This is a genomic window from Algoriphagus sp. (assembly GCF_030694375.1).
GTDB lineage: Bacteria > Bacteroidota > Bacteroidia > Cytophagales > Cyclobacteriaceae > Algoriphagus.
Window position 1 is genome coordinate 77,925 of the sequence record NZ_JAUXYL010000024.1, and the last position, 24,475, is coordinate 102,399.

Genomic DNA, 24,475 nt, shown 5'->3' on the forward strand with positions numbered 1-24,475 from the left:
CTCGCTAGTGGCAATTACCTCCCGACCAGACTCCGGAGCGGAGGTAATTACCTAAACCCCTCATTGATATGCTGAAGTTCTTCTGTTCCGGGGCATAAATCGGATTCCTTAAGCCGGTTGAGCGGACTGTCCGTGATATTCAATGTCCGAGACAAATCCTTCCAATCTGTATTTACATACAATAATCCGGTCAAAATCTCCTCTTTTACCTTGGCATTTTGAAGGGCATTGACTACTGAAATCCGATCCTCCGGATCCCAATCCATACTCAGCTTGTTCAGGTGGATTTTTGACCCATCGTGCAATCCCACCTCTGCGGATGCCCCTTCTGCATAGTTTACCCGAATTTCTTTTTTAACCGGGACAAAATCCAAGGCTGAAGTGGCCTCAATATGTTCCCTTACATAGTCATAGGATTTGGTTGATCCCGGATTGTTGTTGAAGGTGACACAGGGCGAAATCACGTTGATAAATGCAAACCCGGGGTGCTGAATGGCTGCTTTTAACAGCGGAATTAGTTGCTGCTTGTCGCCACTGAAGCTTTGGGCTACAAATGATGCTCCCAACTCGATCGCCATACTTGCCAGATCTATTGCTTCAAAGGGATTGACTGAACCTGATTTATTTTTAGACCCCCGATCAGCTGTAGCAGAATCCTGTCCTTTAGTCAGGCCATAGCATCCATTATTCATTACTACATAGACAATGTTTAGATTTCTTCGGATCACGTGGACAAACTGTCCCATCCCGATCGAAGCCGAATCCCCGTCGCCAGACACCCCAAAATAAACCAGCTCTTTATTGGCCATATTGGCCCCAGTAGCCACAGAAGGCATCCTTCCATGCACTGAGTTAAAACCGTGAGAATTTCCCAGGAAGTAAGTGGGCGTTTTGGAAGAACAACCTATCCCGGAAATTTTCGCAACAAGATGTGGCTCTATCGACAATTCAAAGCAAGCCCTCACAATGGCTGCACTGATGCTGTCGTGTCCGCACCCGGCACAGAGTGTGGACAGGGATCCTTCGTACTCTTTCAGCGTGTATCCCAACTTGTTTTTGGGAAGCTTTGGATGACTAAACAGTGGCTTTAGATAGCTCATGGTTGGGATTGCTTTCAGTGTTTAAATACGATACGATTTGGCTTTTGATGGCATCCGCAGTAATCGGCATGCCATCGTAATTGAGTATAGGGACCAGTTTTTGGGGATGGCAATTCAGCTCCATGACTATCATTTTGCGCATCTGGGCATCCCTGTTTTGCTCGATAACAAAAATCACACGATGACTTTCAACAAAATCCTCCACTTCTTTTCCAAAAGGGAAAGCCTTAAGCCGCAGGGAGTCTACCTGAATCCCCTCTTCCGACAAAATATCTCTGGCCTCCTCCGAAGAAAAAGTTGAGGTCCCAAAATAAAGAATCCCCAAACTGCTAGAAGTATCGGAATGCTGAATTAGCGCGTTAGGAACCAAGGTCTTAGCCGTGTTCCACTTCAGTGTTAACCTATCCATATTGCGTTTATAAGCTGCCCCGTCTTCGGTGTAGGCCGCATATTCGTCCTTGGAGGTTCCTCTTGTAAAAAATGCACCTTTGGTGGGGTGCGTGCCGGGATAGGTTCGGTAAGGGATTCCATCTCCATCTGAATCCAGATACCTTCCATACTTCCCGATATTCTCCAAATCCTCCGTCGTTAATACTTTTCCACGCTGGTATTTTCGCTCTTTTTCCCATTCAAAGGGATCACTGACATGATCGTTCATGCCCAAATCCAGATCTGTCATCACGAAAACCGGAGTTTGGAGCTGCTCGGCCAAATCAAAAGCCTCCGCCGTCAATTCAAAGCATTCTTTGGGACTGGCAGGGAAAAGCAGGATGTGCTTGGTGTCCCCGTGAGAGGCATAGCCCGCTGCAAGAAGATCGGATTGTTGCGTTCGGGTGGGCATACCAGTACTAGGACCTGCCCGCTGCACATCAATCAGTACAGCCGGAACTTCCGCAAAATACCCCAGCCCAAGAAACTCACTCATCAGGGAAACTCCGGGGCCGGAAGTAGCCGTAAAGGCCCGCGCTCCATTCCAATTGGCGCCAATCACCATACCCATAGCCGCCAATTCATCCTCCGCCTGAATGAAGGCATACTTGTTTTTGCCGTCCTCATCCCGGCGGTATTTTTCACAGAAACTTTCAAATGCCTCCGCAACTGAGGTGGATGGGGTAATCGGGTACCAGGCCATCAGGGTAGCCCCACCATACACCGCTCCCAATCCGCAGGCCGTGTTTCCGTCTACCAAAATCTTATTTTCCAGCAAATTCCTTTTTTCCAACCTGAAGGAAAGCGGGAAGTCATAGTTCTTTTCGACGAATTCCATTCCCAGAGTTAAGGCCTGAAAATTAGCTTCAATCAATGCTTTTTTCCCTTCAAACTGCTCCGAAATCAATTCCCGAATGGTTTGCTGATCCATATCCAAAAGTCTAACCAAGGCCCCTACATAAATGATGTTTTTGAGCAGTTGCCTTTTTCGGGGATCCTCGAAGGCCTTGGTGGCCATTTCCATCATGGGAATCCCCAAATAATGAATGTCCGCCCGCTCATAGTCCGGATTCAGTTTTTTGGTGCTGTCATAGATAAAATACCCACCGGGCTTTACACTTTGCACGTCCTTGGCCATGCTTTGAGGATTGACACTGATCATCAAGTCTATCCCCTCTCTTCGGCCCAGGTATCCTTTTTCACTGACTCTTACCTCATACCAGGTAGGCAATCCTTGGATGTTGGAAGGAAAAATATTCTTGGGAGTAACCGGGATACCCATCCTAAATATGGTTTTGGCAAAAAGATAATTGGCACTGGCTGATCCGGTACCATTTACATTGGCAAAACGTACGATAAAATCATTGATGCGGGTTTTCATTTTTGGATTGCGGGTAAGGAAGCCGGTATCTGATAGGCTTTGGTGACACTGTAGAAATATTTTTGCATATCCCAAGCAGATGTCGGGCATCGCTCGGCACAGAGTCCGCAATGCAGGCAGACGTCTTCATCTTTGATCATCACCCGTCCGGTTTTTAAGGTGTCGGAGACCAGCAGATCCTGAGATTTATTTTCCGCGGGCACCAACAAATTCTGCCGAAGCTCATCCTCCTCCGCGTTTGCAGTGAAGGTGATGCAGGAAGTAGGACATACATCCATGCAGGCATCACACTCAATGCAGCGATCTTCGGAAAATACAGTCTGCGCATCACAATTGAGACAGCGTTGTGCTTCTTTATAGGCAGTTTGAATGTCAAAACCCAGTTCGACCTCTTTCTTCCGGTCTTTGAGTGTGATGGATTTTCTCGCCTGGGGTACTATATACCTTTGGTCAGCGGCTATTTGGCTATCGTAGCTCCATTCATGGATCCCCATTTTTTGACTGACCAGATTTGTAAAGGGAGAGGGCCTGTCCAAAAGGTCTTTTCCCTGACAAAACAAATGGATGGAAACTGCCGCCTGATGCCCATGCGCCACGGCAGTGATGACGTTTTCCGGCCCAAAAGCTGCATCTCCTCCAAAAAACACCTTGGGCAGGGTGGACTGAAAGGTTTTTCGGTCCACCACAGGCATATCCCATTCGTCAAAGTCCAATCCTAAATCCCGCTCGATCCATGGAAAACTGTTTTGCTGTCCAATGGCCACCAATACCTCATCCGCTTCGATGAGCACCTCTGGTTCATCTGTGGGAATGAGCTCTCTTTTACCTTTTTCATCATAGACGGCTCTCACTTTTTGGAATTTCATCCCGATTAGCTTTCCGTCTTTTACTTCAAAGCTCAACGGCACATGATTGTCAAAAATCTGTATGTCCTCGTGCATGGCATCCTCCTTTTCCCAAGGCGAAGCTTTCATCTCTTTGAAGGGACTCCTGACCACCACTTTGACATCTTTCCCTCCGAGTCTCCTGGCGGTTCTGCAGCAATCCATGGCGGTATTTCCCCCTCCCAGCACAATGACCTTGGGGGAGATGGATTTGGTGTGTTCAAACGCCACGCTTGCCAACCACTCAATTCCAATATGAATCCCCGCAGCACCATCTTTTCTTCCCGGCAACTTGGGTAGATCTTTTCCTCTTGGAGCTCCTGTACCTACAAAAACCGCGTCGTACTTCTTAGAAAGCACATCTTTTAGACTACTGACATATGTTAAAAATTGGGTGTGAATTCCCATGTCAAGAATATAATCCACTTCCTCATTCAGCACAGTCTCCGGTAGTCTAAATGATGGAATCTGACTCCGCATCATCCCACCTCCGGCAATCTGCTCATCGAAGAGGTGGATTTCATAACCCAAAGGAGCCAAATCCCTGGCGACCGTGAGTGAAGCCGGACCCCCGCCGATCAGGGCGATTTTTTTTCCATTGGAAGCAAAAGGACCTTGGGGCATTAAGCTTTTTACCTCACCTTTTTGATCTGCGGCAACCCGCTTTAATCTACAGATGGCCACAGGCTCCTTTTCTACGCGTACCCTTCGGCAGGCAGGCTCGCAGGGACGGTCGCATGTTCTACCCAATATCCCGGGGAACACATTGGACTCCCAATTGATCATGTAGGCTTCGGTATATTTTTCAGCTGCAATCAGTCGGATGTATTCAGGAACAGGAGTATGCGCCGGACAGGCATATTGGCAATCCACCACTTTGTGATAATATTCCGGATCCCGGGTATTGGTAGGCTTCATGGTTGATTTGGGTTTCGTTTAAATTGAAATCTTCAAAATTTAATGAAGGTTATCAATAGATAATTTAAACAATAATTTTGCAAAAAAGCCAGTATGTAGTTGAAACACAGGATCTCTATTGCCTCAAAAAAATTCCTGAATACATTCTCCCATTGAAAAGATTCAAAATTGGGGCATTTCTACATTTTACATTCGATCACCCTAGGTACCATAAGCCAAGTTAGGGAGTAGACAAACTTCATTATTACCACTCCCATGGGATCTTCCCTTTTAGTTGAATACAGTCATTTTTTTGTATTTCCCTAACTTAAATATGCGATTTATATCTCCGGCCTCGATTCAAACCTGCTTTATTTCAAAAACTTATCCTAAATTGAGGGTACCACTATTTTTTACTATTCACAAGAGATCTGAGCTTATTTCTTAAGGGTAACCGGTTTGCCCTGAAGCGATATTAAACCTGTTCCTACACTACATCCAAGAAGAATTGTTGCCCAGGATGGAACAAAGAATCAGGTAAACTCAGAAATATCCAAGCAAGATTGCCTTGGTATTCCAAGGGATAATTGCGCTCAATTTTAATCTAATCACCTATGAAGGTTTCTTCTCAATTGGCTCATGCGTCTAATTTTATTTTTCTTGTTTTTCTCGGCTTGACTTCCTGTGCCAAGGACTCTGACATTCCTTTTCCCGAAAATCCCTCCGGTTTTGAAATCCCCAAATCCGTTCCTTTCGAATTACCAAAACCAGAACCTGTCAACTGGAAATTCTTTCCTCCAGACAGTGTACCAAAAGGGGTCAAATTCAACCTCAACCTGGAAAGCCTCCCTTACAAGCCATTTTCTGCAAATGAATTCAGACCACTTAAGGCCCTTGCTAAGACTAACTCATTCGAATGGGACAAGCTGGAAACCATTTCTTTTGATTTGGATACCATTCCCGGTAAAGCCATCCCTGTCAAAAAGTTTTTGTTGCCGGCTCCAATTATCTCAGCCGCCTCGGTCCCTTCGGTGTGGCAGGGAGGTACTGCGGCCATTGTCCGATTAGGCCAAACCGAAGGATTGCTCGGAAACAAAGTCTATGCTATGGTCAACGATCCCTACGGAAGCATGTGGATTTCTACAGATAGAGGATTAACCAAATACGATGGGTCAGAATTTTTGACCTACAATTTTTTTGGCAGGGCAGATAACGGCTCGGTTGAGATAATTTCGGAGCTGATTTTTGATCAGCAGGGAAGGCTGATCATTTCAGGTATGGTGACAGGTGTTTATCGCCTGGATATCACCTTGGGCTTGGTAGAGCATTTCCAGATTGAGAATGGGTTTATCCGAATGAATTTTGATTCCCAAGAAAAACTTTGGGGAGTTAACGGTGGCCTTTATCTGATGGATTTGGATGAAAAACTGATCACACATGTAGAAATGAAGTCCGGAGAAAACACCTACACAGCGGTATTTGGTGTCAAAAACGATTCGAAAGGAAATCTTTGGATTGGTCTGGGTCAAAAAATAGGGATCATGGATCCCGCCAAAAAATCCATCCGGCTGATTGGAGACCCGGAGGGTCTTTTTGTAAGGACATCTTACGAATTCACGGAAGACCCAAAGGGGAATATTTGGATTTCAGCCTTTTCCCCAGGAGCCTTTTCAATAAATCTTGAAAGCCAAACCATTCAAAACTTGGGACCGGAGCAAGGATATTTTGGACGCACCGCAGATGTGCTTTTGGATGAAAGCAAACGGCTTTGGCTCATTTCCGAGGACACTGTCAGGATCTTGGATCCGCAAACTGGCTTCATGAAAAAACTTGTCACGGGCGCTGTTACCCGAGACAATAATTTCCCCTCCTCTTCTATGGTAGGAAGGGATGGTACTATTTGGTTGGGTACAGATAAGGTTGGGATCCTCCTTCTGAATCCTAAAGGAATGCTTTCGGATTATTTCCGAGTCGAAAACGGAATTGCCAGCAATGATGTCTGGGGAATCAATGAAGATTCGAAAGGAAGAATTTGGCTGGGAACCTACAGAGGGCTGAACATCTATGATTCCCAAAAAGAACGGCTCTACCTTTTCCAATTCCCCGGTGATCAGCTGACTAATGATTTCAGACAAATTAATAAAATAGGTGAGGATTTGTTTTTTGTGGGAATGGCAAGAGGCTTCTCCATTTTTGACCTTAAATCCAATACAGCAACAATTTATGACACCCGAATTTCCATGGGAATACCTACCATTTTCATTGGGGAGAAAACCGCAGATGGTAAAATCTGGATGGGTTCAGGTGCTGGGCTAATTGTATTTGATCCTCAAACAAATACTGTCAAACAACTCGGGAAATTTAATGGCCTTACATCGGATATGGCTTTTGTAGTTAAGAAGGATAAAATGGGCCAAATCTGGGTATGTACAGATACCGGAGTTCATTTATTTGACCCAAAGGGTGGTTCACAACGGGTCTTAAACAAAAGCACCGGATTAATGACGGATTACAATTCCATGCTTTTTGAGACTTCGAAAGGTGAAATCATTCTGGGCGGAGATATGGGATTTTCCATTTTCAACCAAAAAGAAAAAACCATTATGCACGTATCCGGAAAATCAGGAATCAATCCCCCTTCCCTTTATGACATGAATGAGAGCATGGGCAGAATTCAGGTCGGCTCCGAAAACGGAATCATTGTGGTGGAAAGGCCTGATAAAAATTTCGCAAATTCCCTTTGGCGCTTTACGAATTTTGGCAAATCATCCGGACTTCCTTACAACGATCATAATCAGGCGACGTCTTATGTCAGCTCCACCAGTGAAGTATGGTGGGGTGCTGCACCTATTTTGGTGGTTAATCACCAAGATCCAAGGATCGACAGCATTGCACCGATAGTGCACATTAAGGGCATGAATATCATGGATCAAAATCCGGTTTTTCTAAAACCCTCCTTTTACCAAGCAGGACTTCAGGAAGGCGATACTTTATGGCAGAGTGACTTTTCCAAGGGATGGACGAGGTCAAATCTACCAGCAGACAGCAGCTACCTAACGCATAACAAAATTCAATGGGATAGCATCAGCCAAGGTTTTCACCTTCCAATTGGCCTAAAACTACCTTACGATCAGAATTCCTTTAATTTCTCCTTTGTCAATCAGGCTGCCCAAGGCAGGGATCAGATCGTATATCGCTACATTCTCGAAGGTGAGGATGAAGAATGGTCAGATGTAAGCCCGAAACCTGCTTCGCGGATTTATTATAATTTACTTCCAGGAGAGTATACCTTCAGAGTTGCCACACGGGGATTCAACGGGGTCTGGAGTGAACCCGAATCGCTGAGCTTCAACATCCTTCCTCCTTGGTGGCAAACCTGGTGGGCCTATTTAGGTTTTGTTGCCCTCTTTGGAGGATTGGCTTATGCCATGGCTTATGTGAGGTCCCAGTTCCTGAAAAAAGAAAACCGCATATTGGAAGAAAAGGTCAGTCATCGTACCGAACAACTTAAAAAATCCATTGACGACCTTAAAGCCACTCAATCTCAGCTCATCCAATCCGAGAAAATGGCTTCGCTCGGAGAACTCACCGCAGGCATAGCCCATGAGATTCAGAATCCATTAAATTTTGTCAACAACTTCGCCGAAGTAAGCAGCGAACTCATCGATGAAATGAAGGAGGAACTGGAAAAGGGAAACATGGAAGGCGTGGTGGAAATATCAGACGACCTCAAAGAAAACCTTAAAAAGATAAATCATCACGGCAAACGGGCCGATTCTATCGTGAAAGGCATGCTGGAGCACAGCCGAGGAAGTACTACTGACAAAAAACCAACAGACATCAATGCGCTTGCTGATGAATTTTTAAGGCTGAGCTATCATGGTTTGAGAGCCAAGGACAAGAGTTTCACCGCTGACTTCGAAACCGATCTTGACCCAAATCTACCCCTCGTAAATGTGGTCGCTCAGGATGTGGGAAGGGTCATTTTGAATCTGATCAACAATGCATTTTACGCTTGTGCTGAGCGGAGTCGAAAGTCTTCCGAAGACAGCTTATCAACCTACAAACCAAAAGTATCTGTACTGACCCGCTCGGTTGAGCTCACTAGCACTCATGGAGGAGTAGAACTGTGCATCAAAGACAATGGGATAGGAATCCCAAAGGCAATCAAAGACAAAATCTTCCAGCCTTTTTTCACTACCAAGCCCACAGGAAGCGGAACCGGCCTCGGCCTCAGTCTAAGCTACGACATAATCAAGTCACATGGCGGTGATCTCCGCGTCAAAAGCGAAGAGGGAGAGGGAACAGAGATGATCATCTTTTTACCCATTGAGGACTAATTCATGGCATTAACAAACGATCAACTGGCCCTGGCAAGAAGTATTTACGAAAAATACTGGGAAAGCTATATCCAAGGAAACTTTGAAATCTTCTGTTCCACTCTTGATGAGGATTTTGAAATGATTGGTACTTCCGAGAGTGAAGTTGCTCACAGCAAATCGGAAGGCATCGAATTTTATAAGGCCCAGATGGCCGAAGTCGTGGGAAAAGCGGAAATGAGAAACCGAAAGATTTCTGCTAAGCCTTTGGATGATATGGTTTTGATCAATGAGACCTGCGATATCTATGTCTTGGCCGAACCGGAATGGATGTTTTACTCCAAGATCCGAATATCCACATTGCTCCATGAAACTAACACCGGCTGGAAAGTAATTCAGCAACACGGTTCTCTGCCCGACATGCGGGTGCAGGACGGGGAAACTTTGGCCCTGGAAAAAATCACCAGAGAAAACCTGGAGCTACGGGATGCGGTCAAGCGACGCACCGTCGAACTGGAACAAAAAAACCGGGAACTGGAAATCGAAGCAGCGCTCGAGCGGGTAAGGACCGTTGCGATGGGTATGAAAAAACCCGAAGATATGCTCGATGTCTGCCGCATCATTTCGGAGCAATTGCGGCAATTCGGAGTCGAAAAAATCCGGAATATTCAGACAGCTATCATCGATGAGGAGAAAGGAATCTATCTCTGTTACCAGTATTTTACCCCTTATGACAAAGAGGCCGTAGAACGTACAGAATATCTCAAAAGCCCCGTGGAACATGGGATGGTCAGGCAGATGTTGGCATCGAAGGACGGACATTTCACCGGGACACTTTCAGGAAGAGAACTGGAGGAATTCAGAGAGCACAGAAAAGCAGAAGAACATTTTCCCGACCCAATTTTGGACGAATCCAAAGAAATCAGCCACTGTTTTTTGTCCATAGGTGAGGGGGGGTTAGGCCTGACGCTTTACCAGCCAATGGATACTTCAACATTGGAATTGTTCAAGCGATTCCATCAGGTTTTTTCGCTGGCTTATTCCAGATTTCAAGATATTCAAAAAGCAGAAACCCGCGCCAGGGAGGTTGAAATCGAACTTGCCTTGGAGCGGGTCCGGGCCCAGACCATGGCCATGCACAATAGCGAGGATGTGGGCAATTGCGTCGTAAAGATGTTCGCTGAACTTACCGCCTTGGGCGTGGATGAAGGGACCCGCTTTGGAATCGGCATCCTGAACCATGATAATGAAAACAATCAGCTCTGGACTGCCAGAAAAGACGGAGAGGAAGTCAACATGCATATCGGGAACCTGGATATGAGCTGGCATCCTCTACTAAAAAGTGCCCGGGAAGCATGGAAAGCGCAGGTTCCCATCCACAAGTATGTGCTGGAGGGAGAGGATTTGCTGGATTATTACCGAATGCTCAATACCGCGCCTGACTATAAGATTCAGATACCGATTGAGAAATTACCCAAAAAAGAGATCCAACACTGTTTCATCTTCGAGCATGGATTTTTTTATGCGTTTACTCCCTATGAATTTCAACCTGAACTGATTCAAATTACTAAGCGCTTCGGTTCGCTTTTTGAACAGACCTATCGAAGGTATTTGGATCTGGTAAAAGCAGAGGCACAGGCAAGAGAAGCGCAGGTTGAAACGGCTCTGGAGCGGGTTCGCGGTAAGGCAATGGCCATGCATGAATCACAGGAACTTAGCAGCGTAGTCCATGAGCTCAGAAAGCAAATGGGCATGCTTGGACAAAAAGACTTGGACACTTGTGTCATCCATTTGCTCGAAGAATCCCCTGACTTTATTTACGGATGGGCAGCACTGAGACCACCTGACAGTGAAGAAGAAATTATGGTTTCAACAGCAGGGATTCCAAAAAAGGGTTTGCTGATCATAGAAGAAGAGTTACAAGCCTATTATTCAAAACGAGGAGATTATGTCCTAATTAATGAAGGCGAAAAGATCAGGCAATGGTACGAATTTATTCAGAAGGTAGCACCGGAGGTACTTGATGTCATTGAACAATCTGAGAGAATAGAAGCTTCCGAGGAGCACCGGGCTTATTGGTCATTTGCTGATTTTTCGGGAGGATCCCTTTTGATGGTAACTGTTGAACAACCTGAAGTATCTTCCCGCAAATTGCTTCGGAGGTTTGCCAATGTATTTGGGTTAGCTTACCGACGGTTTGCAGACCTAAAGCAAGCAGAAGCACAAGCGAGAGAAGCCCAGATTGAAGCGGCTTTGGAAAGAGTGCGCTCGCGATCATTGGCCATGCACAAGAGTGAGGAACTTCCTGAGGTCATTCAACTTGTATTCGAGCAGCTAAGGCAATTGAACTTCAATATAGACTCCGCTCAGTTTGACGTGAACTTCCGGGAGAGTGACGACATTAACATTTGGACAGCTGTCCCCGGACAACCCTATCCAACCCGACAGCATATTCCATACTTCAATAATCCCGTATTCAATTCCGTTAAATACGCCAAGGAAGCGGGACTCACCCTATCTGCTGACAACTTCACCTTCGAAGAGAAGAACGAATTTTTTAATTATTTTTTCAAGCATACAAACGTCCCTGAAGAGAGAAGGAAATTTGTTCTCTCCGCACCCACCTGGTCCAGATTGGTAGTGTATTTAGATAGAATCTATTTGGGAATTCAAAACTATTCAGGCATACAATATTCAGAAGCGGAACATGCCGTACTCTTTCGATTCGCTAAAGTATTCGAGCAAACCTACACCCGTTTCCTCGACCTCCAAAAAGCTGAAGCCCAAGCACGGGAAGCACAAATCCAATTGTCACTCGAGCGGATCAGGGCAAAAGCGATGGCCATGCAGCACAGCGATGAGCTAAGTGATTTTCTAACGGTTGTGTTTGAGCAGTTTGATGTGCTCGATCTAAACCCTGTATTCTGTCATCTCTCTTTTTTCGATATTGAAAATAATCAGTTCACCTACCGCATGACGGGAATAAAGGGAGCAAAAATTATTGCAACACAGGAAATAGATCTGGATGCGACTCCCTTGTGGAAACAAAATGTTGAGAATTGGAAATCCGGAAATCCCTACGAAGTGGGGGGATTGTATATTCTTAAGGAAAATATTCCTGAAGTGGCCGAAATTTTTAAGGAAATAGTAAATAAACTTCCAGAAGAAGAACGCCCTCAACTAGAGGATTTCCCTGACGGTCAGCATGTAATTGATGCATACTGCAAATATGGTTACATAGGTTACAGTGCAAATAAGCCTCCATCAGATGAAGCTAAGGAGATTACAAGGCGTATTGCGACTGAATTCGGCAATGTGTACCAGAGATTCCTCGATTTAGAAAAAGCCGAAGCACAGGCACGTGAGTCGCAGATCCAATTGTCACTCGAGCGGATCAGGGCAAAGGCAATGGCCATGCAGCAAAGTGATGAACTCAGTGATTTCCTTACTGTCGTTTTTGAACAATTTGAGGTGCTTAACCTACGTCCTGTAAACTGCCTCCTCTCTTTTTTCGATATTGATAATAATCGAAGCATTTTCAGGATGACCGGCACAAATGGGGCAACTTTAATTGCCACACAGGAAATAGATCTGGATGCTTCACCTGTATGGAAACAAAAGGTAGAGAACTGGAAATCCGGCCATCCCAACGATGTAGATGTACTCTATATTCCCTACGAAAATCTCCCAGAGATAGCAGAAATTTTTAAAGAAATAATTGAAAAACTACCGGAAGATGCACGTCCTCAAATAGAGAAGGATTATCCGAATGGTGAATACGTCATTGATGGATACTGTAAATATGGCTACTTAGGCTACAGCGCAGGCAAAGCTCCTTCAGATGAAGCAAAAGAGATTACCAGACGTATTGCCAATGAGTTTGGAAATGTGTACCAGCGCTTCCTCGACTTGGAAAAAGCAGAAGCACAGGCAAAAGAAGCAGAGATTCAGTTGGCTTTGGAAAGGGTGAGGGCAAGAAGCCTTGCTATGCACCGAAGTGAGGAATTGGCGGATATTTCACTAGAGTTGGTCAAGCAGGTGCAGACTTTGGGCATGGAAAGCTGGTTTTGTGCATTTAACATTTACGATGATGACCCCCGAGGGTCTGTGGAATGGGGAAGCAATGGTCAGGGTACATTTCCCCAATACAGAACTCCACGGGAAGGCGTATTTCTGAGGTATTTTGAAGCAGGCCAAAGAGGAGAAACTCTCTTAGTCAATGAAATCGGGGAGGAAGCCTGTCCTGCGCATTATGAATACCTGTGCAGCCTGCCCGGGGTAGGAGAACAATTGCTTCAGATGAAGGCTGCCGGAATCCCGTTTCCAACCTCACAGATTGACCATGTGGCATTTTTCAAATATGGGTATGTCCTCTTCATCACCTATGAACCTGCCTATGAATCACATGATATTTTCAAACGCTTCGCCAAAGTCTTTGAGCAGACGTACACCCGTTTCCTTGATATTCAAAAAGCAGAGGAACAGGCAAGGGAAGCGCAGATTGAAAATGCATTGGAGAAAGTCCGATCACGAACCATGGCGATGCAGCGCAGCGATGAATTGACAGATGTTGCAGGTCTGTTATTTAATCAGGTCAGTGCCTTGGGTATTAAAACATGGACCGCCGGCTTTAATGTGTGGAGCGAAGACAATAACTCCTACGTGGACTATTTAAGTCTTAATGGAGAAATTTTTGGGCCTAATACCGTCCACACAGAAAAGGCTGAGGCATTAAAGGATCTCAGTAATGCCAGGAAAAGCGGGGTAGAATTTGAAGTCCTGTATGTGGAGGAAGAAAAGATCAAAGAATTGTACCTGGCAATTAGCGGGATTGATGAGAAAGAGTATGATAGAATGGTGAAGGATGGGCTCCTCCCTTCTCAGCAGTATGAACATTTTGTGTTTGGTGCCAAAGTTAGCGTGATGTTTATTACCTATGAACCAGTGCCGGAAGCCCATGATATTTTTAAGCGACTCGGTAAAGTTTTCGAACAGACCTACACCCGCTTCCTCGACCTCCAAAAAGCAGAAGCGCAGGCAAAGGAGGCCAAAATAGAAACTGCCCTTGAAAAAGTCCGCTCACGAACCATGGGCATGCAGAGCAGTGATGAACTGCCTGAGGTAGCAAATCTCCTTTTTACTGAAGTGAGAGCACTTGGAATCCATGCATGGAGCTGTGGATACAATATTCTCGCTGAGGATAAAAAATCAGCTACCTGCTGCATGAGTAGCGAAGGAACCCTTCAAACGCCCTTTCAGCTTCGTTTATGGGGAGAAAATTCATTCGAAGAAATGGGTGAATTCGTCCTGAATGATCATGCCATGTTGGTACAGGAACTTGGCGGAACAGCGTTGGAGGAGCACTATGCCCACATGAAATCCTTCCCGGACCTGAAGCCCACTTTTGACGAAATTGACAGGCTTGGACTTTCTCTACCCACCTATCAGATCAACCACCTCTGCAAATTCAACGGTGGATTTATTCTGTTCATCACCTATGAAAAGGTGCCCGAATCACATGCCATTTTCAAACGATTCACCAATGTTTTTGACCAAACCTACACGCGTTTTCTGGATCTGAAAAAAGCAGAAGCTCAGGCTCGGGAAGCGCAAATAGAAAATGCTCTTGAAAAAGTTCGTTCCAGATCTTTGGCCATGCAAAGTCCTGACGAACTGATCGAGGTGGCGCAACTACTCCGAGAAGAAATGGGGGCATTGGGGGTGGAAGAACTGGAGACCAGCTCCATTTATATTCATGATAATGACAGCAATACAACCCAATGTTGGTTCACGATTAAGAATTCCCAAAACCCAGGCAAGGCAATAACTGATCAAATGACCTTAGACCTTCAGGATACTTGGGTGGGAAGGAAAATGCTTGATTTTTATCACTCTCCCTCCAATCACACTTCCATTCTGATGCAGGGTGGGCAACGGATCGAATGGATCCGCTATTGCGAAGAAAAAACTGAGCTTTTTGGAACCAGCAATTTTTATGGAGAGACTATACCCGATCGGACTTATCATTTGTATAAATTTTCCAATGGCTACATCGGTGCCGCTGCTCCCGGAGAGATTTCGACTGAAAGCTGGGAGGTTTTGAAACGCGCCACAGCGGTATTCTCATTTGCTTATACCCGTTTCAGGGATTTACAAATGGCCGAAGCCAGTGCACGGGCCGCCATGCGGCAGGCATCATTGGACCGTGTCCGTGCAGAAATTTCTTCAATGCGGCATGCTGATGATCTGGACAGAATTACCCCGCTTTTCTTTCATGAATTGACCACGCTGGGTATTCCATTTATCCGCTGTGGGGTTTTTATCATCCAGGAGAAGCAAGAAATTGTTGAAGCTTATCTTTCCTCACCGGATGGCAACTCGCTTGGTGTTTTAAGACTTCCTTATCAGGCTAGCGAACTCACCTATCAGACAGTGGTGGCTTGGCGTAAAGGAGTGATTTACAGACAGCACTGGAATAAGGAGGACTTTGTCCAGTGGATCAACCAATTGATGGAGCAGGATCAGATCCAGGACAGCAGCACCTATCAGGGATCGGCCGCACCTCCGGAATCACTCGATCTCCATTTTGTTCCTTTCGCACAGGGAATGCTCTATGTGGGTTCAGAAAATCCATTGGATGAAAAGGAATTGGAATTGGTACAGGCATTGGCCAAGGCATTTTCAATTGCATACGCCAGGTACGAGGATTTTGTCAAGCTGGAACAGGCCAAAGCTGAAGTAGAATCGGCCATGAACGAACTCAAAGCCACTCAATCCCAACTGGTCCAACAGGAGAAACTTGCTTCCCTCGGCCAACTCACTGCAGGCATTGCCCACGAGATCAAGAATCCACTGAATTTTGTGAATAACTTCTCCGAGGTGTCGATTGAACTGGTTGATGAAGCTATTGAAGAGAGAAGCAAAGGTCCCGAAGCAAGGGATGAGTCTTTGGTGGATGAAATTCTGATAGACATTAAGTCCAATCTCAAAAAAGTTCATGAACATGGCTCTCGTGCCAACGGCATAGTGACTTCGATGCTTCAGCATTCACGGGGAGGATCGGGCAAACTTGACCCTACTGATCTTAATGCTTTGGTCAAGGAATATGTCAACCTGAGTTTTTACGGAATGCGTGCAGGAAAAAATCCCATCGATGTCGAAATTGACTTTGAGCTCGATCCCAAAATAAAAGAAGTACCACTGATCAAAGAGGATTTTATTCGGGTGATTATCAATTTGTGCAATAATGCTTTTGACGCGATGCGAGTCAAAAAGTATGAAGTACAAAGTACCAAGTACGAAGTAGAGGAGGGAAATGACCTGGACTACCTGCCAAAACTGGTAGTGTCTACAAATCTTGAAAATGGCCAGGTTAGGATATCAATAGCGGATAACGGCCCCGGAATCCCCGATGAAATCAAAGACAAAATCCTGCAGCCTTTCTTCACCACCAAAAAAGGAACCGAAGGTACGGGACTTGGGCTGAGCATTACACATGATATTGTGAAGGCACATGGGGGGGAATTGAAGGTTGAAACCAAAGAAGAAGTAGGTTCAACCTTCACCATCATCTTACCAACAACTATTTCTTAAAATTTCTTTTATGGAAAATGATGCCTTGACAAAAACTTCTCAGCCCGATTATCAGCATTTGTTGGTAGCTATTTCCAATACTTATGGTTCAGGGCAAGTAAAGGCAACACATTAAACAAGCTTTATGGTTTGTTTTTCACAAATAACTGCGACTCACTCCTTGCTGTGATCCTGTCATCATATCCGCCTGTGATCAACACTTCTCCATTTTCCAAAAGTGTCGCACTGGAAAACAGTCTGGTGGTGCCCAAGTTGCCCTGAAGCGGGGTGAATGTACCGGTCCTGAAATTGTAAATCTCGGCCTTGTCAGAACCGCCCCCAATCAAAACATTGTTGTCCGACAACAAAATGCTCGTCCCTATGTGTTTGAAACGGGGGTAATTCATGTTTGATATGGAAGTGAATTGGGCAGTATTGGGGTCGTAGATTTCAGCAGAAGCATACAGGGAATCCCGTTTGTCCGCACCTCCATTGACCAATACTTTTCCATCAGAAAGCAAAACTGCATCATGTTTATGGCGGGGGATATTCATACTTCCTGTTGGCGTGAATTGATTTGATTTGCTGTCAAATATTTCCGCAACATCGTAAACTTTTAAATTTTCTCTCCTGTCTCTGTGTCCTCCTGTTATCAGTACGTTTCCATTTTTCAAAAGCGTGGCGGTATGCGATTCGCGGGCAAAGCTCATTGGACTGGCAGTCGTAAATTTATTAGTTTGTGTATCATATATTTCTGCAGAAGACAGAAAAGTCCATTCTGTTCCCACCCCACCTGTCATAAGTATTTTTCCGTCATGAAGTAAGGTTGCAGTATGGCCATACCTGGGAGTATTCATATTCGGTCCCTGGGAAAAGGTTTTTGATTTAGGGTCATAAATCTCGGTAACGGAAAGAGCATTGCCATTGTAACCCCCGGCAATAAGTACTTTCCCATTTGGCAAAAGGGTTGCTGATTGGTTAAATCGAGGTGTTATTAATGAGTTGATTTTTGAAAATGATTTTACAGCAGGGATATATAGTTCAACACTAGACAAACTATTATTGCTATTTCCAACAAAACCTCCGCAAATCAATACTGTCCCATCGTTCAATAAAGTTGCTGTATGTGCTGCACGTGCGAAGTGCATATTTTTAACCGGAATCAATGTGCCTTCTGCTATGGGGATTTCTCTGGAAACATTGCCCGAAGGTTCCTTTAGTGACATTGAAGCTAATTTACCTGATTCATTCAACGTACTGTCAAGTCTTGAATGGTTGACGCTACAGGCAGAAAATTCCAAACCGAAGACAAGGATGATGAAGATTACATTTTTCATATCAAATATTTTAGGTTTCAAGTGATACTGATAAAGATTTTTACACCTTTCCCATCACACACTACCTAAGTTGTTTTAAATAGGAAATCTCTTTATAAAATGCTTTTTCACTAACTCTTTTGCGCCTCTACATCTTTGCGAGAAAAAATTCATCACCCAATAGTGTATTTTCACAAAGTACTTGGCAAACCTTTCCCCGGCAATCCTCACTCACTTTTCAATGATTTTATCGGGTTACTGAAAGTGGCTTTAACGGTTTGGAAACTTATGGTCAATAATGTAATGAGTATGGCCATCAATCCTGCCACGAGAAATACCAATGGTTGAATTTGGATCCGGTACTGGAAGTCCTGCAGCCATTGGCTCATAGCAAAATAGGAGAGGATGGTGGCGAGGACAATGGCAATGCTAACTAATCCAATAAATTCCAAAGAAAGTTTCACCATAATATTGCCCGGAGATGCGCCAAACACCTTTCTGATGCTGATTTCTTTTTGCCTTTGTTCTGCCGTGTAAGCAGACAACCCGAATAATCCCAGGCATGCAATAAGAATCGCGAGAATGGCAAAATGTAAAAACATGGAAGAAAAGGCCTGATCGTTTCGATAAAGGTTGGCAAATTCCGCATCGAGGAAATTATATTCAAAGGGAGTTTCCGGGTTGACCGATTTCCAGGTAGCTTCAATGTCAGCCAATGTTTGGTTGAGGTTATGTGCATCTACCTTCAATGCCATTTGGCTGTTTTGAGCATTGAAAAACATCATCAAAGGCTCTACTTTATGCCGAATGGTGGCAAAATGAAAGTCTTTCACAACCCCTATCACTTCTACAGTTACATTTCCTAAATCCACCTTCATCCCAATAGGTTCTTCCCATTCAAATAACTTTGCCATTTCCTCATTGATAATGATGGATAAGGAGTCTGACGTTTCCAATGAAAAATTCCTTCCTTCCCGTATGCTCATGCCCATGGTAGGAATGAATGCTTCGTCAATATTCATTTCGCTGACTATGTAGGTGGATTCCTCTGAGGCTCCTTGCGGCGTTACTCCGCCCCTTGGAAGCTGTTGCCCGATCTGTGCTGAGGAAGTACCTATGGCATGAATGTTTGGGTTTTGGGTCAGCTCATTTTTGAGAAATTCGCTGTTGCTGGTATTTTGCGAAATGGTAATGATCTGATCCCTGTCATAACCCAGATCTGTATTGAAAATAAAATCCATCTGTTGGTACACGATGACAGTACCCACTATCAGACCAATACTGATGGTGAACTGAAAAACGACAAGGGATTTTCGAAGGGATTTTCCGCTTTCCGTATTTTTGAAAGCCCCTTTCATCACTGAAAGTGGGTTGAAGGCCGAAAGTACAAAAGCCGGATACAATCCCGAGATTAAACCAACCGCAATGACCATTCCTCCAATGATCAAAAGATTCTGATAATCGAACATTGCCTGGGTCTCCGCTCCTCGTTGGTATAGGTCATTGAATACAGGAAGTAATCCCAAAACCAGTATATAGGCAATGATCGCGGATAACAATACCACTAGAATGGACTCTGAAAGATGCTGTCCTATCAGTTGTGAACGGTAGGCACCTATTACCTTTCTGACTCCAACTTCCTTAGCTCTTGAGGTGGATTTTGCAGTGACAAGATTGGCAAAATTAATGATGGCCAAAAATAAAATCAGGACAGCTACAATAGATAGTGTGACCACATTTTGCATGTCGGACTTATTGAAGTTGCTTTCAAAAAGAATCTCTTTTGATCCCAAATGAACATCATTCATTGCCTGCAAAGTAGGGACAAAGACTTCCACCGCCTCATTTTTTCGGGCTATAGCCTGTATCTTGGCATCGACCTCGTCCTTATTTATTTCCCTATCAAACTTCAGGTAGGTATAAGTATTGAGGCCTCCCCATTGTAGCAGGCTTTGTCGGTAGTTCTCCTCATCCTGTCCGGGCACTATTGACCTGAGCAGGTCAAATTGGATATGGGAGTTGGCAGGTGGATCGGCCAGCAGGGCTACGATATAAAGTTCGAGAGTTTGGTTAACCTTAATGGTTTTCCCAATTGGGCTTTCTTCCCCAAAAATCCTTTTCGATAATGTCTCAGTAATGGCAATGGTATTGGGTTCGTCCAATACACCTTCTTTTTTCCCATCCAAAACGGGGAAGTTGAATATCTCAAAAAAGGAAGACTCAGTCCGGAAGCAGCCCTCACATCTTAGCAGCTTGTCTTCATAACTGATGTTCAATCGCCCCAGAGGTCTTATCCTTACAGCGTTGGTGACTTCAGGAAGTTCCTCCACCATTGCGGGGCCTAGGGCAACGGGGGTTACACCCACTAATTTACTACTGACCCCTTCAGCCATGTCCAGTGTAAGTACCCGGTAGATCTGCGAGGAATCCTGGTGGAACCTGTCAAATGAAAGATCTTCCTGAATATATAATCCCAGGATGAAGGTAGCGGCCAGCCCCAAAGCCAAACCGAGTATTTTGATAAGCGAAAACCACTTTTCCCTTATAAGATTACGGATCCCAATTAAGAAATAACTTTTTAACATAAGAGAAGGCTTTATAAAGGTGAAACTGAATATTCCAACTTTTATTAAGGGATTGTATTTTCAGAAATACACCAAATTTATACCATGGTCAAACGGCCTCAGGTGGAGTAAATAGCATGTTAATGAACATTAACATAGATTTATCCGAACATTTTCGTGCGCATACGGGCAAAAAAATAAGTTAGATTAATAAGGAAGGCCGGTTCCTTGCCAAGAAACTTTGTCTTATTTCAACCTCTAAAAGGGTAGCGGTTTTTGCTAAAACATCAAAATCATCAGGGTGGCAGTGCGTCCCGATAAATCGGGAGGGGTATAAATATCGCTTTCTGAAAACGGCCCCGGCATCCCCGACTCCATCAAAGACAAAATCTTCCAGCCTTTCTTCACTACCAAGCCTACCGGGCAGGGAACAGGATTGGGTTTGAGTTTGAGCTATGATATTGTGAAAGTGCATGGAGGGGAAATCCATGTCGAATCCAAGCCGGGAAAGTTAACTACGTTCGAAATTTTATTACCTATGTAAAAACTTGTAACTTTTGAATTATGAAAATTTTAATCGTCGACGATGAGCGGGATGTAGAAGATCTATTCCGTCAAAAACTGAGAAAGGAAATCCGAAGCGGAACCCTGGAACTAGAGTTTGCTTTTTCAGCAAAACAAGCCTTGGAGATTTTGGCTAGTGAAAATCCCCCAAAGGTGGTATACGTCTTTTCGGATATCAATATGCCGGGAATGAGCGGCTTGGAAATGCTGGATATCATCAAAGAAAAGTTCCCTAAGATTCAGGTATCTATGATTTCTGCGTACGGAGATGAGGCAAACTATAAAAAAGCAATGGAGTCAGGGGCGAAGGAATTTTATACAAAACCCGTAAATTTTGAAAATCTGAAAAAGGAAATCGCCGAAATCACTCAATTAAACCTATAATCCCCAAGTTCAAAGCCCGGCCGAAACAGGTACCCGCTGAGCAAACTTATCACTTAAAGAAGACAGCCCGCACAACTCCATGATTCTGATCAACGTCATTTCACTTTTCCTTCTTTTTTACCTAAAAAAAAGCAGTGGGACTCAGGAATTTCCTGCCCAGCTTAAGCGATACTTCAACTATGGAATGATCGCTGCCGGGGTATTAATTGGCATTGCAATTATTGATCTTCCTCCCCAGATTCTTTTTCAGTTGCTTTCTTTTGTTCTGGTTGGGGGAATAGTTTATCTAATCTTATTAACTCCTGAGCTCGAATCTCAAAAAACGATGGCCATCACTCCACTTCCGATAGTGGGGGTAGAACTATTAAAATATCTGATCGAAACGATCAGTCCTTCCATTTATAACACCCTCGAAAATTATCTAAATGCCGCGGGTTTTTTTGCACTGATCTGGGCTGTGACGATGTGGCTGAATCACCGCAAGCAAATGAAGGAAATTGAGATCGAACGGATTTTTTTAAAGGAACAAGAGCGCCAACTTAAAGCTACTGCAGAACAGAAATCCCAATTGGAAACCCTGGTCGCCGAGCGTACATCTGAGATTCTCAAACAAAAAGAAGAGCTTCAAGATGCCCTTGACCACCTTCAATCCACGCAAGAGCAATTGATCCAGCAGGAAAAACTCGCCTCATTAGGTCAATTGACTGCCGGAATAGCACATGAAATCAAGAATCCCCTGAATTTTGTCAATAACTTTTCGGAGCTGAGCGTGGACTTTTTAGAAGAAATCGGTGAGGAAATGGCCAAAATATCCGACAGTAAGGAAAAAGAAAATATCCTCGAACTGCTGGAAGACGTCAAATCCAACCTTGTCAAAATCCGGCACCACGGATCTCGGGCAGACAGTATTGTCAAGTCAATGCTGATGCATTCCCGAGGGGGCACAGGGACTATGGATCCTACAGATCTCAATGCGCTGATCAAAGAATATTCAAACTTGGCATTTCATGGAATGCGAGCCAACCCAAATCCTATCAATGTGGATATTCAGCTGGATTTGGATGAAAGCCTTCCCATTATTCATCTTAATGCAGAGGACTTCAGTCGGGTCATCCTGAATCTGGTCAAAAATGCCTTTGATGCCATGCGGGATAAAATCGGAGCCCTTGGTAATGATTACAAAGCCAAGATTCAAATCCAGACCAAAGACCAAGGAGATCATATTCTAATCAAAGTGGAAGATAACGGTCCCGGTGTACCGGACGAGATTCGGGATAAGCTCCTGATGCCATTCTTTACCACCAAAAAAGGAACCGAAGGTACTGGCCTTGGGCTGAGTATCACCCATGATATCATCAAATCCCACGAAGGCAAATTGACTATCGAATCAAAAGTTGGAGAATTTACCCGATTCAGCATATTACTTCCAAAAGTAAAACTTGGGGAAAAATCAACTTAAAAACTTATGGCTGATCCCGGGGTTAACACAAATCAGACCATCATTCAATTGGTCATTACCCCCATTAAATTCTTTTTTGAGAGCTGTTTTTAAGGCATGAAAAAACATCAATTCATCCACGTCCCAACAGATTTGTATGAAAACGACATTTTTCAAAAAAGCAATTGTCCTCGCTTCAATTAATTCTTACTTTAGACTAACTCTTTTTTTGCAAAAAGAGCGCTCATTACATCTTAATTTCTTTCAGCTTGGATCCTAACCTCAGTAAAAACGCACACAACAGAAAAATCCTCCTTCGCCTGTTTGGTGAACTTGAGGAAGAGTTATTAGCTCAAATTCTCGAAAACGGGAAAAGTCTGGAGCTGGAGACAGGAACCTTCTTGTTTCATCAAGGGGACACAGATAATTCACTTTACATCGTCATTTCCGGAAGATTCCGGGCCTTAGCTAAGCAGGACGACGGATTCCTGCATGCGCTCGGAGATATCGGAGAGGGCGAGCCTATCGGGGAATTTGCACTTTTTATGGCCGAACCCCGATCTGCATCTGTCGTGGCTATCCGAAAGTCCGTGGTTTTGGAAATCAAAGAAAGCCAGTATCTGGACATCGTGTCGAAGCATCCCGCATTTTCCAGCAAACTGACCCGGTTTGTGGTCAACCGACTCCGTCGCAATGCACTTCAGCAACATCTGGAAACTTCTGCCAAAAATATAGCAGTCATAAATCTCCAGTCGGCAAACGACATATCAGAATACACCGAAGCAGTAAAAAAAGAGTTTGAATCGTTGAATGTCAGCATCCAAATACTGGATCATGATTCCCATGCCAATCTGGAGACACAGGAAATGTATGATACGCTGGAGGAGCATACGGGATTAAACTTTTTGGTCTGCAGCGATGCAGATTTAGCCTGGTCCAGTCAATGTATTATTTATGCGGATTTGGTCGTATTGGCTACGGATTTTTATGAAGAAAGTGGACTCCAGGAAATTGAAAAGCACTTAGACCTTTACTCCCAAAACATCCTCAATAAGAAGATTTATCTTTTGTTGCTTCACCCCGAAAGGGCAAAATTTCCCGAAAATACACGAAGATGGTTTGTCGACCGGAGAATAGATCTCCACATTCACTACCGGAAAAATCATGGGCCGGATATCCGGCGCTTTGCCAGGATTTTGGCAAACAAAGCCATTGGACTGGTCTTGGGTGGTGGTGGGGCCAAAGGGTTTGCTCATCTCGGCGTGATCAAAGCACTCTATGAGGAAGGGGTAGAAATTGACTTTTTGGGAGGCACCAGTGCCGGAGCGCTCTACGGCATGACTGCGGCCTATTGCGATTTTGACAAAGATAAAATCGACTTTTACAGTAGAGACTCCGCCAATAGTAAGCTTACCACCAACGACTTCACCATCCCGCTGATCTCTTTTATGTCCGGAAAAAAGATGAGCAATTACCTCATAAAAATGTTGAACTAAACCGACTGCGTCGGCAGTCCATTTCAAAGCAGGACGTATTGTTCTCATTTTGAGGCATAAAGCTTATTTTTATTCCATGTTTCATTCTAAATCTTAATCAATCATGGAAAAAAAAGCCTCAGACAGCGTAT

At 44.4% G+C, this 24,475-nt stretch carries 11 protein-coding genes; 6 read left to right on the top strand and 5 right to left on the bottom strand.

The window, feature by feature from the left end; all coding sequences use genetic code 11:
* Nucleotides 1-47: 47 nt before the first annotated feature.
* The 3 genes from Q8M62_RS09370 to Q8M62_RS09380 are packed head-to-tail and all read right to left on the bottom strand — an operon-like array spanning nt 48 to nt 4,712.
* A complete protein-coding gene (locus Q8M62_RS09370) occupies nt 48-1,100 on the bottom strand; it encodes a 2-oxoacid:ferredoxin oxidoreductase subunit beta (protein WP_304901475.1) in 1,053 nt (350 codons plus the stop codon).
* Nucleotides 1,075-2,910, bottom strand: a complete 1,836-nt coding sequence (locus Q8M62_RS09375) for a 2-oxoacid:acceptor oxidoreductase subunit alpha (protein WP_304901476.1) — start codon at nt 2,908-2,910, stop codon at nt 1,075-1,077. Before Q8M62_RS09375 ends, Q8M62_RS09370 begins: the two co-directional genes overlap by 26 nt.
* Nucleotides 2,907-4,712, bottom strand: a complete 1,806-nt coding sequence (locus Q8M62_RS09380; protein ID WP_304901477.1) for an FAD-dependent oxidoreductase — start codon at nt 4,710-4,712, stop codon at nt 2,907-2,909. The genes Q8M62_RS09375 and Q8M62_RS09380 overlap by 4 nt, the downstream gene beginning before the upstream one ends.
* A 593-nt stretch (nt 4,713-5,305) precedes the next feature.
* Here Q8M62_RS09380 and Q8M62_RS09385 point away from each other — a divergent pair.
* Both Q8M62_RS09385 and Q8M62_RS09390 read left to right on the top strand, forming a co-directional pair.
* Nucleotides 5,306-9,031, top strand: a complete 3,726-nt coding sequence (locus Q8M62_RS09385) for an ATP-binding protein (protein ID WP_304901478.1) — start codon at nt 5,306-5,308, stop codon at nt 9,029-9,031.
* A 3-nt stretch (nt 9,032-9,034) separates the two neighbouring features.
* Nucleotides 9,035-16,603: an ATP-binding protein gene (locus tag Q8M62_RS09390; protein ID WP_304901479.1), complete on the top strand. Its 7,569-nt coding sequence runs from the start codon at nt 9,035-9,037 to the stop codon at nt 16,601-16,603.
* 122 nt (nt 16,604-16,725) lie between these two features.
* Here Q8M62_RS09390 and Q8M62_RS09395 read toward each other — a convergent pair whose 3' ends face one another.
* The gene (locus Q8M62_RS09395; protein ID WP_304901480.1) at nt 16,726-17,919 is read right to left on the bottom strand and encodes a kelch motif-containing protein; all 1,194 of its coding nucleotides are present in this window, start codon (nt 17,917-17,919) and stop codon (nt 16,726-16,728) included.
* Nucleotides 17,920-18,125: 206 nt separating this feature from the next.
* Nucleotides 18,126-20,483 (bottom strand): ABC transporter permease, encoded by a 2,358-nt coding sequence (locus Q8M62_RS09400; RefSeq protein ID WP_304901481.1) that lies wholly within the window; start codon nt 20,481-20,483, stop codon nt 18,126-18,128.
* Nucleotides 20,484-20,799: 316 nt separating this feature from the next.
* On the opposite strand from Q8M62_RS09400, the gene Q8M62_RS09405 reads away from it, so the two are divergent.
* The 4 genes from Q8M62_RS09405 to Q8M62_RS09420 all read left to right on the top strand — a co-directional run bounded on the left by Q8M62_RS09405 (nt 20,800) and on the right by Q8M62_RS09420 (nt 24,344).
* Complete coding sequence (locus Q8M62_RS09405; protein ID WP_304901485.1) at nt 20,800-21,006, top strand: sensor histidine kinase; 207 nt, start codon at nt 20,800-20,802, stop codon at nt 21,004-21,006.
* Between the two features lie 20 nt (nt 21,007-21,026).
* Nucleotides 21,027-21,410, top strand: a complete 384-nt coding sequence (locus Q8M62_RS09410; protein ID WP_304901482.1) for a response regulator — start codon at nt 21,027-21,029, stop codon at nt 21,408-21,410.
* A 79-nt stretch (nt 21,411-21,489) separates the two neighbouring features.
* Nucleotides 21,490-22,869, top strand: coding sequence for a sensor histidine kinase (locus Q8M62_RS09415; protein ID WP_304901483.1), 1,380 nt, complete (start codon nt 21,490-21,492; stop codon nt 22,867-22,869).
* 248 nt (nt 22,870-23,117) lie between these two features.
* On the top strand, nt 23,118-24,344 hold the full coding sequence (locus tag Q8M62_RS09420; RefSeq protein WP_304901484.1) for a cyclic nucleotide-binding domain-containing protein: 1,227 nt from the start codon (nt 23,118-23,120) through the stop codon (nt 24,342-24,344).
* Nucleotides 24,345-24,475: the final 131 nt, after the last annotated feature.

Coding starts and splice junctions, on each gene's coding strand:
- Q8M62_RS09390 (WP_304901479.1), top strand. CDS start 9,035: ATGGCATTAACAAACGATCAACTGGCCCTGGCAAGAAGTATTTACGAA.
- Q8M62_RS09415 (WP_304901483.1), top strand. CDS start 21,490: ATGATTCTGATCAACGTCATTTCACTTTTCCTTCTTTTTTACCTAAAA.
- Q8M62_RS09375 (WP_304901476.1), bottom strand. CDS start 2,910: ATGAAAACCCGCATCAATGATTTTATCGTACGTTTTGCCAATGTAAAT.
- Q8M62_RS09395 (WP_304901480.1), bottom strand. CDS start 17,919: ATGAAAAATGTAATCTTCATCATCCTTGTCTTCGGTTTGGAATTTTCT.
- Q8M62_RS09380 (WP_304901477.1), bottom strand. CDS start 4,712: ATGAAGCCTACCAATACCCGGGATCCGGAATATTATCACAAAGTGGTG.
- Q8M62_RS09385 (WP_304901478.1), top strand. CDS start 5,306: ATGAAGGTTTCTTCTCAATTGGCTCATGCGTCTAATTTTATTTTTCTT.
- Q8M62_RS09370 (WP_304901475.1), bottom strand. CDS start 1,100: ATGAGCTATCTAAAGCCACTGTTTAGTCATCCAAAGCTTCCCAAAAAC.
- Q8M62_RS09400 (WP_304901481.1), bottom strand. CDS start 20,483: ATGTTAAAAAGTTATTTCTTAATTGGGATCCGTAATCTTATAAGGGAA.
- Q8M62_RS09410 (WP_304901482.1), top strand. CDS start 21,027: ATGAAAATTTTAATCGTCGACGATGAGCGGGATGTAGAAGATCTATTC.